Annotated in this window: 14 protein-coding genes; 4 read left to right on the forward strand and 10 right to left on the reverse strand. The window is 65.2% G+C overall.

All coding sequences use genetic code 11. The features are described 5' to 3' along the window. Positions 1-222: 222 nt before the first annotated feature. The 4 genes from ACVW1C_RS07325 to ltnD form a co-directional block, all read right to left on the reverse strand. Positions 223-1,914 carry a methyl-accepting chemotaxis protein gene (locus ACVW1C_RS07325; RefSeq protein ID WP_456757830.1) on the reverse strand — a complete coding sequence of 564 codons (1,692 nt, stop codon included), beginning with the start codon at positions 1,912-1,914 and terminating at the stop codon, positions 223-225. Positions 1,915-2,092: 178 nt separating this feature from the next. Then, positions 2,093-3,370: a 3-oxo-tetronate kinase gene (otnK, locus tag ACVW1C_RS07330; protein ID WP_456757831.1), complete on the reverse strand. Its 1,278-nt coding sequence runs from the start codon at positions 3,368-3,370 to the stop codon at positions 2,093-2,095. Then, positions 3,367-4,149, reverse strand: a complete 783-nt coding sequence (gene otnI, locus ACVW1C_RS07335; RefSeq protein WP_456757832.1) for a 2-oxo-tetronate isomerase — start codon at positions 4,147-4,149, stop codon at positions 3,367-3,369. The genes otnK and otnI overlap by 4 nt, the downstream gene beginning before the upstream one ends. Before the next feature lie 12 nt (positions 4,150-4,161). Beyond that, on the reverse strand, positions 4,162-5,073 hold the full coding sequence (ltnD, locus tag ACVW1C_RS07340) for an L-threonate dehydrogenase (protein ID WP_456757833.1): 912 nt from the start codon (positions 5,071-5,073) through the stop codon (positions 4,162-4,164). 175 nt (positions 5,074-5,248) lie between these two features. Between ltnD and otnC the strand changes: the two genes are divergently transcribed. Both otnC and ACVW1C_RS07350 read left to right on the forward strand, forming a co-directional pair. Then, entirely contained in the window at positions 5,249-5,905 is a 657-nt protein-coding gene (gene otnC / locus ACVW1C_RS07345) for a 3-oxo-tetronate 4-phosphate decarboxylase (protein WP_456757834.1), read from the forward strand. A gap of 32 nt (positions 5,906-5,937) precedes the next feature. Continuing rightward, complete coding sequence (locus ACVW1C_RS07350; protein WP_456757835.1) at positions 5,938-6,225, forward strand: hypothetical protein; 288 nt, start codon at positions 5,938-5,940, stop codon at positions 6,223-6,225. A gap of 198 nt (positions 6,226-6,423) precedes the next feature. On the opposite strand, the gene ACVW1C_RS07355 is transcribed toward ACVW1C_RS07350, so the two are convergent. The 6 genes from ACVW1C_RS07355 to ACVW1C_RS07380 form a co-directional block, all read right to left on the reverse strand. Continuing rightward, positions 6,424-7,128, reverse strand: coding sequence for an ABC transporter ATP-binding protein (locus tag ACVW1C_RS07355; protein ID WP_456757836.1), 705 nt, complete (start codon positions 7,126-7,128; stop codon positions 6,424-6,426). Beyond that, the gene (locus tag ACVW1C_RS07360; protein WP_092125048.1) at positions 7,112-7,846 is read right to left on the reverse strand and encodes an ABC transporter ATP-binding protein; all 735 of its coding nucleotides are present in this window, start codon (positions 7,844-7,846) and stop codon (positions 7,112-7,114) included. The genes ACVW1C_RS07355 and ACVW1C_RS07360 overlap by 17 nt, the downstream gene beginning before the upstream one ends. Beyond that, positions 7,843-8,829: a branched-chain amino acid ABC transporter permease gene (locus ACVW1C_RS07365; protein ID WP_456757837.1), complete on the reverse strand. Its 987-nt coding sequence runs from the start codon at positions 8,827-8,829 to the stop codon at positions 7,843-7,845. Before ACVW1C_RS07365 ends, ACVW1C_RS07360 begins: the two co-directional genes overlap by 4 nt. Continuing rightward, positions 8,829-9,707 carry a branched-chain amino acid ABC transporter permease gene (locus ACVW1C_RS07370; RefSeq protein ID WP_173641657.1) on the reverse strand — a complete coding sequence of 293 codons (879 nt, stop codon included), beginning with the start codon at positions 9,705-9,707 and terminating at the stop codon, positions 8,829-8,831. Before ACVW1C_RS07370 ends, ACVW1C_RS07365 begins: the two co-directional genes overlap by 1 nt. 97 nt (positions 9,708-9,804) lie before the next feature. Beyond that, positions 9,805-11,052, reverse strand: a complete 1,248-nt coding sequence (locus ACVW1C_RS07375; protein ID WP_456757838.1) for an ABC transporter substrate-binding protein — start codon at positions 11,050-11,052, stop codon at positions 9,805-9,807. A gap of 87 nt (positions 11,053-11,139) precedes the next feature. Next, the gene (locus tag ACVW1C_RS07380) at positions 11,140-11,958 is read right to left on the reverse strand and encodes a putative hydro-lyase (RefSeq protein WP_176532653.1); all 819 of its coding nucleotides are present in this window, start codon (positions 11,956-11,958) and stop codon (positions 11,140-11,142) included. A gap of 120 nt (positions 11,959-12,078) precedes the next feature. On the opposite strand from ACVW1C_RS07380, the gene ACVW1C_RS07385 reads away from it, so the two are divergent. Then, positions 12,079-12,996, forward strand: a complete 918-nt coding sequence (locus ACVW1C_RS07385) for a LysR family transcriptional regulator (RefSeq protein ID WP_456757839.1) — start codon at positions 12,079-12,081, stop codon at positions 12,994-12,996. A gap of 123 nt (positions 12,997-13,119) precedes the next feature. Next, entirely contained in the window at positions 13,120-14,370 is a 1,251-nt protein-coding gene (locus ACVW1C_RS07390) for an allantoate amidohydrolase (RefSeq protein ID WP_456757840.1), read from the forward strand. Positions 14,371-14,376 lie beyond the last annotated feature (6 nt).

Raw genomic sequence — 14,376 nt, forward strand, 5'->3', positions numbered from 1 at the left:
TGCGCTCCGATCGGGTACGCCGGACGCAGTGCCGCCGATCGCGCTCGTATCATCGTCAAAAGGAGACGGCTCTGCTGCGAATATGCGCCGGCCGAGCACGCCGTTTCGGCCGTCACGAGGCTAGCGCATCGCTGCTCTGCAAAAATGCAAAACGTGGTGAGCTGGTCGGCCCACCACGTTCGTGTTTCGCTGCCCGATGCAGGCCGTCCGGGCGCCGCCGGATCAGGCCGCGCGGACGGCGTCGAGGAATTTGCCGACCTCGAGCTTGAGGCGGCTGCTGTCACCCGAGAGCGACTGCGCCGCCGACAGCACCTGGGTCGAAGCCGAGCCGGTTTCGTTGGCGCCATGCTGCACGTCGGTGATGTTGGCCGAGACCTGCTGGGTGCCCTGCGCCGCCTGCTGCACGTTGCGGGAAATCTCCTGCGTCGCCGCGCCCTGCTCTTCGACCGCGGCGGCGATGGTGGAGGAGATCTCCGACAGCCGCTCGATGGTCGACGAGATCTCCTTGATCGCGCCGACCGACTCCTGGGTCGCGGTCTGGATGCCGGCGATCTGCTGGCCGATCTCGCCGGTCGCCTTCGCGGTCTGCTCGGCCAGCGCCTTCACCTCGGAGGCCACGACCGCGAAGCCGCGGCCGGCTTCACCGGCGCGCGCCGCCTCGATGGTGGCGTTCAGCGCCAGCAGGTTGGTCTGACCGGCAATCGTGTTGATCAGTTCGACGACGTCGCCGATCCGAGCGGCGGCCTTCGACAGCTCGCTGACGCGATCGTTGGTGGTGCGCGCCTGGCCCACGGCATCGCCCGCCATCCGCGCCGACTCCTGGACCTGGCGGCTGATCTCGGTCACCGACGACGACAGCTCTTCGGTCGCCGACGCCACCGACTGCACGTTGGTCGATGCCTCCTCGGACGCAGCGGCAACCGAGGTGGTCAGTTCCTGCGACCGCCGTGCGGTCGACGACAGCGTGCTGGCCGAGGCTTCGAGCTGGGTCGAGGCCGACGACACGGTCTGCACGATCTCACCGATCATCTGTTCGAAATTGCGGGTGATGGTATCGACCCGGCGACCGCGCTCGATCTTGGCCTCGGCATCGGCGGCAGCGGCCTCATCGGCGGCCTTCTTGGCAACCAGGGCTTCCTTGAACACCTGCAGCGTGTCGGCCATCGCGCCGATCTCGGTCTTCTCGCCCTGGTGCGGCACGATTGCGGTGAGGTCACCGCGGCCCAGCGCCTGCATCGGGCTCACGATCGAGGCGATGCCGGCCGAAATGTCGCGAATCGTGTAGAGGCTGACGCCGACACTGATCAGGATCGCAATGCCGAGGATCGCGGCCACCATCATCAGCGCCGAGCTGTAATTGTTGGCGGAATCCTGCGCGGCCTTGTCGGCACCGTTGTTGTTGAGTTCGATATCCTTGCTGAGGATCTCATCCGCCTCGAGGCCGATCTTATTCACGACCTTGGCGTTGAGCTCGTGGGCCTCATGCGGAATCTTGCCCGCTTCCTTGCGGGAGATCGCCATCACCTCTTCGGTGCCCTTCTTGTACTTGTCCCAAGTGTCGGACCACTGCCGGTAGAGCGCCCGCTCCTCCGGGGTAGCAATCATCGGCTCGTACTTGGCGCGGGCCTTTGTGTTCATCTCGACGACGCCGGCAAGCGTCTTTTCGGCGGCCAGCTTTCCTTCGAGCGTTTCCGAGAGCATGTGTTCGCGGATCACGTTGCGGTAGGTGATGACCCCGGCACGCAGCTCGCCGAGCACGCGCACGCTCGGCAACCAGTTGGTCGTGATGTCGACGGTGCTGGCGTTGATCGCCCGCATATTCCAGACTGCAAGCAAGCCCATGCCCGTCAGCGCGACAAGCAGGAACGCAACCGCGGCAATGATCTTGGCGCGGATCGAGAATTTGGCGAACATCGTGGGGTCTCTTGGGTGCCGGGCTCGCGAGGCCCGTTCGTGCGGAAAGAAGGCTGATGGCGCGGCGCAACGCCGTAGACATCAAAGCCAGCCCCCCTCCTTAAGTAGGGTTAATTTGGCTCACCGTTGAACTACGGAGATATCAGTCATCAGACTGACATGGTGCGCGACATGCGCATCACGGCATCAATGCCAGCGCGTCCGAGAAGAACTCCGGCCCGCCGAAATTGCCTGATTTCAGGGCGAGCACCATCTCGCCTTCTCCAGCGCCGACCGCCCGCAGAACCGGCACACCCGCAGCGATTTCCGCACCGACCAGGAATCCCGGGATACCCAGGCGGTCGACCACGGCGCCTGAAGTTTCACCACCGGCGACCACCAGCCTGTGCACGCCCGACCGCACCAGTCCCTCCGCGATGTCGGCCATCGCCTGCTCGATCGCATATCCGGCTGCATCGCGGCCATGACGGGATTGCAGAGCAGCCACCTCCTCCGGAGTCGAACTGCTGGCGATCAGGATTGGACCCGTGCCGAGCCGCTCTTTGGCCCAGGCGAGCGCGCGCTGCGCCTCGTCCTTGCCGGCGATCACCCGCTCGGGGTCGAGGTGCAGGACCGGCATCACCTTCTCGGCACTGGCGATCTGGCGCAGGGTCGCCTGCGAGCAACTGCCGGCGAGGCAGGCGGCCGGCCCGCCGATCGCTGCGCTGGTCACGGCATTCGCGGCAGCCGGTTTGGCCTTTCCTGAGGCGACAAGCGCGCGCGCCAAGCCAAGCCCGATGCCGGAGGCGCCGACCGAAAGACCGTGGTCCAGCGCCACCTGCCCGATGGTTTCGAGGTCGCGGTCGAACACCGCGTCGACGATCGCAGCGCCGATGCCGCCGCGTGCAAGCTCGGCGAGCTTTGCCCGAACGGACTCGGTGCCGCGGCTCAGCGTCGCCAGATCGACCAGGCCGACCTTGGTGGTGCTCTGGCGCGCCAGCACGCGGACCAGATTGGAATCATGCATCGGGTTGAGCGGATGGTCCTTCAGCGGGCTCTCGTTCAGCGGCACCGAGCCGACGAACAGATTGCCCTGATAGACGGTGCGGCCGGTTTCCGGGAACGCCGGCGTCACAAGCACGATGCTGTCCCCGGAATCGGCACGCAGCGCGTCCATCACCGGACCGATATTGCCGGCATCGGTGGAATCGAAGGTCGAGCAGATCTTGAAGAGGATATGCTGAGCGCCGCGGCCGCGCAGCCAGCTCTCCGCGGCGCGCGAACGCGTCACCGCAAGGCCGGCCTCGATCGAGCGACTCTTCAGCGACACAACGACGGCGTCGACCTCCGGCAGTGCGAGATCGTCGGCGGGCACGCCGATGGTCTGCACCGTGCGCAGGCCGGCGCGGGTCAGCGTGTTGGCGAGGTCGGAGGCGCCGGTATAGTCGTCGGCGATGCAACCGAGTGCGAGTGTCACGGCTTCACTCCGGCATAGGGCTTGAACCAGGCGAGACCATCGGTGGTCTTGCCGCGCGGATTGTATTCGCAGCCGACAAAGCCGCCGTAACCGAGCCGGTCGAGTTCACCGAACAGGAACGGATAATTCAGCTCCTCGCCGTCGGGCTCGTTGCGCGAGGGGATCGAGGCGATCTGGATGTGGCCGATCACAGGCATCATCTCGCGCAGCCGCATCGTGACGTCGCCATGGATGATCTGGCAGTGATAGATGTCGAACTGCAATTTCAGGTTCGGGATCTTCAGCTCGCTGATCAGGTCGTACGCGAAGTTGAAATCATTGAGGAAATACCCGGGCACGTTGCGCGGATTGATCGGCTCGATCACGACGTCGAGGTCGTGCGGCGCGAAGAACTCCGCGGCGTTGGCGACGGATTTGTAGAAGGCTTCGACTGCGCGTCGATCACTGCGGTCGGCGATCCCGGCCATCAGATGCACGCGCTTGACGCCGGTCGCTTGCGCATAAGGCAGCGCGGTCTTCAGGCTCTGCTGCAGGTCGGCGAAGCGCTCCGGCAGCGCGGCAAAGCCCTTCTCGCCGGCGTTCCAGTCGCCCGGCGGCAGGTTGAACAGCGCTTGCGTCAGCCCGGCGGCTTTCAGCCGCTTGCCGACCTCCTCGGCCGGATGGTCGTAGGGAAACAGGAACTCGACCGCGGTGAAGCCCGCTTTCGCCGCCGCCTCGAAGCGGTCGAGGAACGGGACCTCGTTGAACATCATGGTGAGGTTGGCGGCAAAGCGGGGCATCGCAGGATCCTCTTATTTCGCGCCGGGAAGCTTGGTGCCGGTGACCTGCGCATACATCCGCGCCACCGACGCATCGTCGTCGCGGCCCATGCCGGCGGCCGATGTCATGAGGAACATCTGCAGCGCCGCGGCCGAGATCGGCACCGGGAAGCGCGCATTGCGCGCCATGTCCTGGATGATGCCGAGGTCCTTGACGAAAATCTCGACCGCGCTCCGCGGCGCATAGTCGCCGTCGAGCACATGCGGCATGCGGTTCTCGAACATCCAGGAATTACCGGCGGAGGCCGTGATCACCTCATAGACCTTCCTGATGTCGAGGCCCTGCTTGGCGGCAAAGGCGATCGCCTCCGAGGCGGCGGCAATATGCACACCGGCCAGCAGCTGGTTGATCATCTTGAACGCGGCGCCCTGCCCTGCGGCGTCGCCGAGCTCGTAGAGCTTTGCCGCCATCGCATCCAGCGCCGGCCGCGCCTTCGCGAACGCCGCCGGGGTGCCTGAGGCGAGGATCGTCAATTCACCCTGCGCCGCGCGCTGCGCGCCGCCGGAGATCGGCGCATCGAGATAATGCCGGCCGGTCGCCTCCAGCTGCTTGGCCAGCCGCCGCGCGATATCGGGGTCCATGGTCGTCGAAGAGATGAAGACCGCATCCTTGGCCAGGGTCTCGGCGGCGCCGTCCTTGCCGAACAGGATGGCTTCGGTCTGCGCCGCATTGACGACGACGCTGACGACGATGTCGGAATCCCTGGCCGCTTGGGCCGGCGTTTTCGCGCCCTTGCCGCCGTCGGCTACGAAGCGCGCGACGGCATCGGCCGAGACGTCGCAGCCGGTCACCACAAGGCCGGCGCGCTTGAGCGAGGTCGCCATGCCGTATCCCATCGAGCCCAGCCCGATGACGGCGACGTGCGGTGTTGCGGAACTGGACATGCGGCGATCCTCAAATTTTTACTTGATTACACATGAAACGGTTTCCACTCTTCCGGATCATGCGCGTTGCTGCTTGCCTATCACGCCTTGGCCGTGCTGCCAAAGCATGAGACAAAGCGGAAAACGGATAGCGCCGAGACAAAACAGGCGGACGAAACCGAGTGGGCAAAAGCGGATGAGCGAAACGAGGCTTCGTGAGGATATCTGCCGCTTCGGCCGCTCGCTGTTCGAGCGCGGGCTGACGCCGGGCTCCTCGGGCAATATCAGCGTCCGGCTCGACGACGGCGGCTGGCTGGTGACGCCGACCAACGCCTCGCTCGGTTTCCTCGATCCGGCGAAGATGTCGCGGCTCGACGCCAACGGCCGCCTGATCTCCGGCGATGCCCCGACCAAGGAAGTGCCGCTGCACACCGCGCTCTACCAGACCCGCGCCTCAGCCGGCGCCGTGGTGCATCTGCACTCGACCCATTCGGTCGCGCTTTCGATGCTGCCCGAGATCGACCCGCGGGCCGTGCTGCCGCCGATGACTGCCTATTACGTCATGAAATGTTGCGAGACCGCGCTGGTACCCTATTATCGCCCCGGCGACCCCGCGGTTGCCGACGCGATCAGAGGGCTGGCCGGCAAATATTCATCGGTGCTGCTCGCCAATCACGGGCCCGTGGTGTCAGGCGATACGCTGGAAGCGGCGGTGTTCGCGACCGAGGAGCTGGAGGAAACCGCCAAACTCTATCTGCTGCTGCGCGGGCTGAACCCGCGCTATCTCTCGCCCGAACAGGTGGCGGATTTGACCAGGACGTTCGGGCTCGTGCTGCCGGATCACCCTCACTAGATCAAGCAAGGTGAGATATGCGGAGAACGGTCATGATGAGGTTCACGGGATTGGCATTCACTGCGCTGCTCGCCGGCGGCCTGGCGGGATCGACGGCACAGGCCGAGCAGACCTTGCCGGACCTGCTGGCGGTGCAGCTGCGCGCGCAAGGCTATGCCTGCGACAAGCCGCTCAAGGCCGAACGGGACGACAAGCTCTCGAAGCCCGACAACGAGGCCTGGACGCTGACCTGCAGCAACGCGACCTATCGCGTCAGCCGCGTGCCGGATCTCGCCGCGAAGGTCGAGAAGATTGACGAGAGCAAGCAAGAGGGCAAGTAGGCTGCTGGGCTAGATTCGTAGCTGTCGGATACCTCGCGCCACAAGCACCACCGTCATCCTGAGGTGCGAGCCACTTCAGCGCGCCTCGAAGGATGGCCACGGGCGCTTGTAGCCCATCCTTCGAGGCTCGCCCAGCGGCGCAAATGCGCCGCAAGGCTCGCACCTCAGGATGACGTTCGCGTGCGCGGAGACAGAAAACTACAGCCCCAGATACGCCTTGCGCACGTCGGGATTGCCGGTGATCTCGGCGGCGGTGCCCTGCATCAGCACGCGGCCGGTCTGCAGGATGTAGGCGCGGTCGGCGATCTCCAAACACTCGGCCATGCGCTGCTCGACGATCAGGACCGTCATGCCGGCGTCGCGGATGCGCTTCACGGCCTGGAAGATCTCGTCGACCAGTTTCGGCATGATGCCCTGCGACGGCTCGTCGAGCATCAGCAGCCGCGGCCGCGTCATCAGCGCGCGGCCGATCGCGAGCATCTGCTGCTCGCCGCCGGACAAGGTCTCCGCGCGCTGCTCCAGCCGCTCGCCGAGCCGCGGGAACAGATTGAACACCAGATCGAGCGGCGCATCGCGGTCGGATTGGCTGCGATAGAGATAGCTGCCGAGCCGCAGATTGTCGCGCACCGAGAGTCGCGGAAACAGCCGGCGGTTCTCCGGCACGAAGGCGATGCCATCAGCGGTGATGACGTGCTGCGGCTGGCCGTCGATCCGCTTGCCGTCGAAGGTGACGGTGCCCGCGCGCGGACGCTCGGCGCCGGCGATCGATTTCAGCAGCGTCGACTTGCCCGCGCCATTGGCGCCGGCGACGCAGACGATCTCGCCCTTGGTGACGTCGATCGACACCGAGGAGATCGCAACCAGGCCCTGATAGGCGGTGGTGAGTTCACGCACCGACAGCATGACGATCCCCGAGATAGGCAGAAATGACTTCCGGATTGCGGACGACCTCGGTCGGCTTGCCCTCGACCAGCACCTTGCCGAGATTGAGCACGATGGCGCGGTCGACCAGCGGCATCACGATCTCCATCACGTGCTCGACCATCAGCACGGTGACGCCGGTGGCCCGCACCTTGCGCACCAGTTCGACGCCGGTCTGCGCCTCGACGGGCGTCAGTCCGGTCAGCACTTCATCGAGCAGCAGCAGCTTCGGTTCGGTGGCCAGCGCACGGGCGACTTCGAGCCGGCGCTTCTCCGACGGGACGAGATCGGCGGCAAGCTTGTCGGCGCGCGCCGCAAGTCCGCAGAACTCCAGGACCTCATAGGCCTTCTGCCGCGCGATGCGCATCTTCGTGTTGCGGATCAGCGCACCGACAATGACGTTGTCGATCACGGTCATAGTCTCGAAGCTCTTGACCACCTGGAAGGTGCGCCCGACGCCGCGCTGGCAGCGCTCCGCCGCCGGCAGCTTTGTCACGTCCTCGCCGTCGAACATGATCGAGCCTTGCGTGGGCGGCAGCACGCCCGCGATCAAATTGAACAGCGTCGATTTGCCGGCGCCGTTCGGGCCGATCAGGCCGACGATCTCGCCGCGGCCGACCGAGATCGAGACGTCGCTGTTGGCGACGAGGCCGCCGAAGCGCTGCCAGACGCCGCGGGTTTCCAAGAGCGGGGCCGTCATCGCGCGGCCTCCTTGCGCCCGGACAGCAAGCTGAACACGCTGACGAGCCCCTTCGGCAGTGCCAGCGAGATCGCGACGATCAGCGCGCCATAGACGATGAGGTCGACGCCGCGGCCGGAACCGCCGACGAAGGACCGCGTCAGCTCGGTGAGCGGGATCAGGATCACGGCGCCGAGCACCGGCCCCCACAGCGTGCCGATGCCCCCCAACACCGCGGGCAGCGCCATCAGCAGCGAGAACTGGAAGCCCATCACGCTTTCGGGGTCGATATAGGAGACGAACTGGGCGTAGAAGCTGCCGCCGACGGCGACGAGGAAGGCGGAGACCGCCGCCGCGCCCATCTTGGAATTGAACACGACCACGCCGAGGCTTTCGGCCGCGTCCGGATTGTCCTTCACCGCGCGCCACCAATAACCCCATTTGGAGTCCTCAAGCCACCAGGTGACGAGCCAGGCGATACAGGCCAGCGCCAGCGCGAAATAGAAGTACGGCAGCTTGGAGCGCGTGAACTGGAATTTGAGCCAGCTGTCGCCGCGCACCGGGATATCGATGCCGAGGGCTGCGCCCGCCCAATCCCAGTTCTGGATCAGCAGCAGCGCGATCTCGGCGATCACGATGGTCGCGATCACGAAATAATGCCCGCGCAGGCGGAAGCAGGGATAGCCTAGCGCCATCGCGATCACGGCGGAGATCGCCCCGCCCGCCAGCATGCCGAACCACGGCAGCACGCCGAACTTGGTGAACAGGAGCGCGGTGGTGTAGGCGCCGAGCCCGAAATACAGCGCATGTCCCAGCGAGATCTGTCCGCAATAGCCGGAGAGGATGTTCCAACTCTGCGACAGCGCGGCATACATCAGGGTCAGGACCATGATGTTCTGGACGTAGACGTCCTTGACGAACAGCGGCACCAGCGCTGCGATCACCGCAAGGCAGGCCGCGACGATCAGGTCACGCCTGCGGCGTTGGGCAAAGTAGGTGTCCATCACATCGATCCGAACAGGCCACGCGGGCGGATGAAGACGACCAGGAGATAGACGGCGTAGATGCCGACCGATTTCAGCGACGGCGGCAGGATCAGCGCGGTGGTCGCCTCGACCAGGCCGACGATGATGCCGCCGGCAAAGGCGCCGAACACGCTGCCGAAGCCGCCGAGCGCCACGGTGACGTAGGCGATCAGCGCAAACGACGCGCCGACGTCGGGATAGACGTAGAAGAAGATCGCCATGATGGCGCCGGCCAGGCCGACCAGCGCGGCACCAAGGCCCCAGCCGAGCGCGAACACCCGGTTCTTGTCGATGCCGACCAGCGCCACCGCGCCGGCGTCCTCGCGCGTCGCCTCGAGCGCGCGGCCGAAATCGGTGCGGTTGATGAAGAAGTAAAGCGCGACGAAGGCCGCGATCGACAGCATCGCGCCGATCAGCTGCGGCTCCGGCAGATAGATGCCGGCGATCGAGATCGTCTTGCCGCCGACCCAGGAGTTGGTGACGCTGCGGTAGTCGGGCGTGAAGAAGAACTGGGCGAGGCCCCGCATCACGATCGCAAGGCCGAAGGTGGAGAAGATCTGCACCATGCCGGCATTGGCCTTGGCGCGCATCGCGAAGCGGACCACCAAGAGGTAGACCACCGCGCCGAACACGAACAATGCCGCGGCGACCAACGGCGCCGCAAGCAAGGGGTCGATCGCGAAGAACGCGAACAGGAAGAAGGTCGCGTACATCGCGATCATCAGGAATTCGCCGTGCGCGAAATTCACGACGTCCATCAATCCGAAGATCAATGCGAGGCCGGCGGCGATCAGTCCGTAGAGTAGCCCCATCAGGAGGCCGCTCGCTAAACTCTGGATAATGGTCTCGGCTGTCACCGCTGCGCCCCAATCATCGCAAAACGCCTGCCTGTGGTAATGGGTCCCGGGTCGCGCTTCGCTTGCCCGGGACGACGGAGAGAAAGCGTCCGACCGATCAGCTGTTCATCGGCCAGATCGCCTCGGAGACGGCGGCCTGTTCCGGGAAGATCGTGACGAAGTTCTTCGCCGCATACTGCAAGAGCACGGGATCGGCGAAGTTGTTCTGCCCCATCTCGTCGAACTTGACGCGCCGCCACGGCATGATGGTCACGTCTCCCGGCATGTCGGTCGCAACCAGCGCCTCGCGGATCTTCTCGCCGTCAGTCGACTTGGCCCGGTTGATGGCGTCGGCCATCACGATCAGGCCCATAAACTGGCGCGACGAATAGTCGTTGAAGTCCTTGCCGGACTTGGCGCGGTACATCTCGTTGATGAGACCGACCATCGGCCGCTTCTTGGCCAGGTCGAGCGAGAAACTGCCGCGCGAGATCACGCCTTCGAGCTTGTCGCCGACAGCGTCATAAGTCGCCTTCTCCGAGAAGCCGGCGTCCTGCGCCATGATGTTCTTCGGCTTGTAGCCGAGCTCGGCCATGGTTTTGACCAGCAGGATGGCGTCGGTGGTGTAGCTCGACGGCATCAGCACGTCGGCATTGGCCGCCTTGAGCTGCTGCACCTCGGCGGTCAGTGACGGCGAGTTGGCGCGATACTTGATGTCGCTGACGATCTTGTAGCCGCGCTCGCCGGCGAGCTTGGTCTGCGCGTTCGCCGAATCGGTACCGAAGATGGTGTCCTCGTGGAACAGCGCCAGGGTCTCGATCTTCTGGCCCTTCTTCTTCATCGCATCGAAGAAGTCGAACATCGCGGCCGAGAACATCTCGTCATGCGGCGAGGCGCGGAAATAGTATTTCAAACCGCGGCGATGCAGGCTGGGCGAGGAATTGTCGGCCGAGATGAACGGGACGCCGTAGCGCTCGCAGGTCTGACTGACGGTAACGGCAACCGCGCTCTGATAGGTGCCGACGACGGCACAGACCTTCTCCTGCGTGATCAGGCGCTCGGTCTCGGCGCGGCCTTTCTGCGGATCGGCCTGGTGGTCGGCGAACACGAGGCGAACCTTGGCGCCGCCGAGGCCGGACAGGCCTTCGCCCTTGGCGAGCGGCAGCGCGAAATCATAGTTCTTGTTGATGATCTCGGCCGCGGTATTGAAGGCATGCTGCGCGTCGACGCCGATCGCGGCGCTGGAGCCGGACAGCGGATAGATCACGCCGATTGCAACTTCGCTTGTCTGCGCGCGCGCGGCCATCGGACCGAGCGCGGCGGCGGCAGTGGCACCCAGCAACACGTTACGGCGAGAGATCGTCATCGAAATTCCCCTTAGGTCAGCTTGTTATTATCGATGTGATGCTTGTAGCGCGCAGTAAAGCCTCAATGAATTGCACGAATTGCCTATTCAGAGCACAGCCAGCTGCTTGTTCCTGAGATCGGTCACCAGCATCAGGCCCGGCGAATGCGTGATCGCGAACGGCAGCTTCGCGCTTGCGATCACCGATTGCGGCGTCACGCCACAGGCCCAGAACACCGGGATCTCGTCATCGGCCACCGGCACCGGATCGCCATAGTCGGGCTTGGCGATATCCTTGATGCCGATCGCATGCGGGTGGCCGAGATGAACCGGTGCGCCATGCACCGACGGGAAGCGCGAGGTGATCTGCACCGCGCGGATCGCATCCGCCGGCTTGAACGGGCGCATCGACACCACCATCGGTCCCGCGAACGGCCCCGACGGCTGGCAGGCGATGTTGGTCCGGTACATTGGCACACGCAGGTTGCGTTCGATGTGACGGATCGGCAGCCCGTCCTCCAGCAGCGCCTCCTCGAACGAATAGGAGCAGCCGAGCACGAAGGTGACGAGATCGTCGCGCCAGTATTTGGTGATGTCGGTCGGCTCGTCCGCCACCTCGCCGTCGCGCCAGACCCGGTAGCGCGGCACGTCGGTGCGGATGTCGAGGTCGAGGCCGAGCGCGGGGATTCTGGGATCGCCGACGTCGGACATGCCGATGATCGGGCACGGCTTCGGATTGAGCTGGCAGAAGCGGTGGAAGGCGCCGGCGAGTTTCTCCGGCAGGATCGCGAGATTACCTTGCACGAAACCGTTGGCGAGCCCGGCCGTGGTGGCCGAGGCCATGCCGTTGCGGCAGGCGCGGCGCGCTTCGACGCTCGCCAGCACCGGCTCCCCCTGAGATCGCTGCACTGCCGCAAAAACAGTCATGGGATTCTCCTGCCCATAATCTCGACAAGGACAAACCAACACCAAGCGTGATATAATGTCTAATCGTCCTTTCTAATCAAAATCGATAAATAAGATTTATCGATCGGGGATATGCTTCCAATGACGGACTTCCGCTCGATCGAAACCTTCCTCTGGGTCGTCAAGCTCGGCAGCTTCCGCGGCGCCGCCCAGCGGCTCAACACCACCCAGCCGGCGATCTCCCAGCGCATCGCCCAGCTCGAGCGCGAGATGGGCGTCAAGCTGTTGAACCGCGATCACCGGGTGGCCTCGCCGACGCCGAGCGGACGGCTGATGATGACCTACGCCGAGAAGCTGATCGGCCTGCGCTCGGAGATGATGGCGGAGGTCGGCGACCGTTCGGCGATGCGCGGTGCGCTGCGGCTCGGTGTCGCGGAGACCATCGTGCACACCTGGCTGCCGCGGCTGGTCAAGAGCGTCAACGAGATCTACCCGAACCTGTCGCTGGAGATCGAGGTCGACATCACGCCGAACCTGACCCCGCGACTGCTGGCGCAGGAGATCGAGCTCGCCTTCGTGCTCGGACCGGTCTCGGCATCCGGCGCGCACAACCATGTGCTATGCGACTACCCGATCGGTTTCCTGGCGAGCCCCTCGCTCGGCCTCGGCTCCGGGCCGGTGGCGCGGCGGGATCTGGCGCGGTTTCCGATCATCACATTTCCGCGCAAGACCCAGCCCTATGAGACCGTGCGCGCGCTGTTCAACGCCCCTGACCTGCCGCCGATCCGGCTGCACGCCTCGACCTCGCTCGCGACCGTGATCCACATGGCCAATGAAGGCCTGGGCATTGCGGTGATTCCGTCGGCGATCGTCGAGAACGAGCTCGCCGACGGCCGCTTGCAACTGCTCGATACCGACCTCAAGCTGCCGCCCCTCACCTTCACCGCAAGCTGGCTCGCCTCCCCCGATGCGGTCGCCGTAGAGCGTGTCGCCCATCTCGCCAGGCAGATCGCGCAGGCGAGCGTGGCGGTTGACGCGATGGAAGCGGCGCGCCATTGAACGAGTGCCGGATAATCAAACGTCATTCCGGGGCGATGCGTCAGCATCGAACCCGGGATCTCGAGATTCCGGGCCTGGTCCTTCGGACCGCCCCGGAAATGACAGCTGAAATGGACTGACGACATGAGCCGAGCCGCAACCAACCTGCAGATCGATTCCGCCCGCCTCTGGGGCACCATCCACGAAACCGCGCAGTTCGGTGCAACGCCAAAGGGCGGTGTGCGGCGGCTGACCCTCAGCGCCGAGGACAAGCAGGTGCGCGACTGGTTCCGCAAGGCGTGCGAGAGCGCCGGCCTCGAGGTGCAGGTCGATGCGCTCGGCTCGATGTTCGGCTTGCGGAAAGGACGGGACATGTCGAAGCCGCCGATCGGCGTCGGCTCGCATCTCGACACCCAGCCGACCGGCGGCAAATATGATGGCATCCTTGGCACGCTGGCCGCGCTCGAGATGGTGCGCACGCTCAACGATGCCGGCATCGAGACCGAGCTGCCGATCTGCATCTGCAACTGGACCAACGAGGAAGGCTCGCGCTTTGCGCCGGCGATGATGGCCTCTGCCGCTTACGTCGGCGATTTCACCACCGACGACATTCTGTCGCGCAAGGATGCCGACGGCGTCACGGTGGCGCAGGCGCTGGACTCGATCGGCTATCGCGGCGATGCCCCGGTCGGCCGCCAGAAGTTCACCAGCTTCGTCGAACTGCATATCGAGCAGGGCCCGATCCTGGAGGCCGAGGGCAAGACCATCGGCGTGGTCGATTCCGGCCAGGGCGTGTTGTGGTACGACGGCAAGATCACGGGCTTCGAGAGTCACGCGGGATCCACCCCGATGCCGCTGCGCCGCGATGCGCTGGCAACGCTGTCGGAGATCGTGCTGGCGATGGAAAGCATTGCGAAGAAACACGGGCCGAAGGCGGTCGGCACCATCGGCGAGGCCGTGATCGCTGCGCCCTCGCGCAACGTCATCCCCGGCGAGATCGCCTTCACGGTGGATTGCCGCAGCGCCGACGCCGCGATCATGGACGCGCTGGATCGCGACCTGCGTGCAGCCGTCACCGAGATCGCAGCAAAGCGCAAGGTCGAGGTCCAGCTCGACCTGGTCTGGCGCAAGGCGCCGACGCATTTCGACCCGAGGCTGGTCGACGCGGTGGAGAGCGCGGCCCAGCAGCTCGGCTATTCGCACCGCCGCATCACCTCCGGCGCCGGCCATGACGCCTGCAACCTCAACACGGTGATGCCGGCGGCGATGGTGTTCGTGCCCTGCAAGGACGGCATCAGCCATAACGAGCTGGAAGACGCCACGCAGACCGATTGCGCCGCCGGCGCCAACGTCCTGATGCATACGGTGCTGGCGCTCGCCGGCGTCGCATCCTGATCATCT

This window comes from Bradyrhizobium sp. USDA 4011 (assembly GCF_054063415.1).

Coding starts and splice junctions, on each gene's coding strand:
- ACVW1C_RS07355 (WP_456757836.1), bottom strand. CDS start 7,128: ATGCTGTCGGTGCGTGAACTCACCACCGCCTATCAGGGCCTGGTTGCG.
- ACVW1C_RS07325 (WP_456757830.1), bottom strand. CDS start 1,914: ATGTTCGCCAAATTCTCGATCCGCGCCAAGATCATTGCCGCGGTTGCG.
- ACVW1C_RS07375 (WP_456757838.1), bottom strand. CDS start 11,052: ATGACGATCTCTCGCCGTAACGTGTTGCTGGGTGCCACTGCCGCCGCC.
- ACVW1C_RS07385 (WP_456757839.1), top strand. CDS start 12,079: ATGACGGACTTCCGCTCGATCGAAACCTTCCTCTGGGTCGTCAAGCTC.
- ACVW1C_RS07380 (WP_176532653.1), bottom strand. CDS start 11,958: ATGACTGTTTTTGCGGCAGTGCAGCGATCTCAGGGGGAGCCGGTGCTG.
- ACVW1C_RS07350 (WP_456757835.1), top strand. CDS start 5,938: ATGATGAGGTTCACGGGATTGGCATTCACTGCGCTGCTCGCCGGCGGC.
- otnI (WP_456757832.1), bottom strand. CDS start 4,149: ATGCCCCGCTTTGCCGCCAACCTCACCATGATGTTCAACGAGGTCCCG.
- ltnD (WP_456757833.1), bottom strand. CDS start 5,073: ATGTCCAGTTCCGCAACACCGCACGTCGCCGTCATCGGGCTGGGCTCG.
- ACVW1C_RS07360 (WP_092125048.1), bottom strand. CDS start 7,846: ATGACGGCCCCGCTCTTGGAAACCCGCGGCGTCTGGCAGCGCTTCGGC.
- otnC (WP_456757834.1), top strand. CDS start 5,249: ATGAGCGAAACGAGGCTTCGTGAGGATATCTGCCGCTTCGGCCGCTCG.
- ACVW1C_RS07365 (WP_456757837.1), bottom strand. CDS start 8,829: ATGGACACCTACTTTGCCCAACGCCGCAGGCGTGACCTGATCGTCGCG.
- ACVW1C_RS07390 (WP_456757840.1), top strand. CDS start 13,120: ATGAGCCGAGCCGCAACCAACCTGCAGATCGATTCCGCCCGCCTCTGG.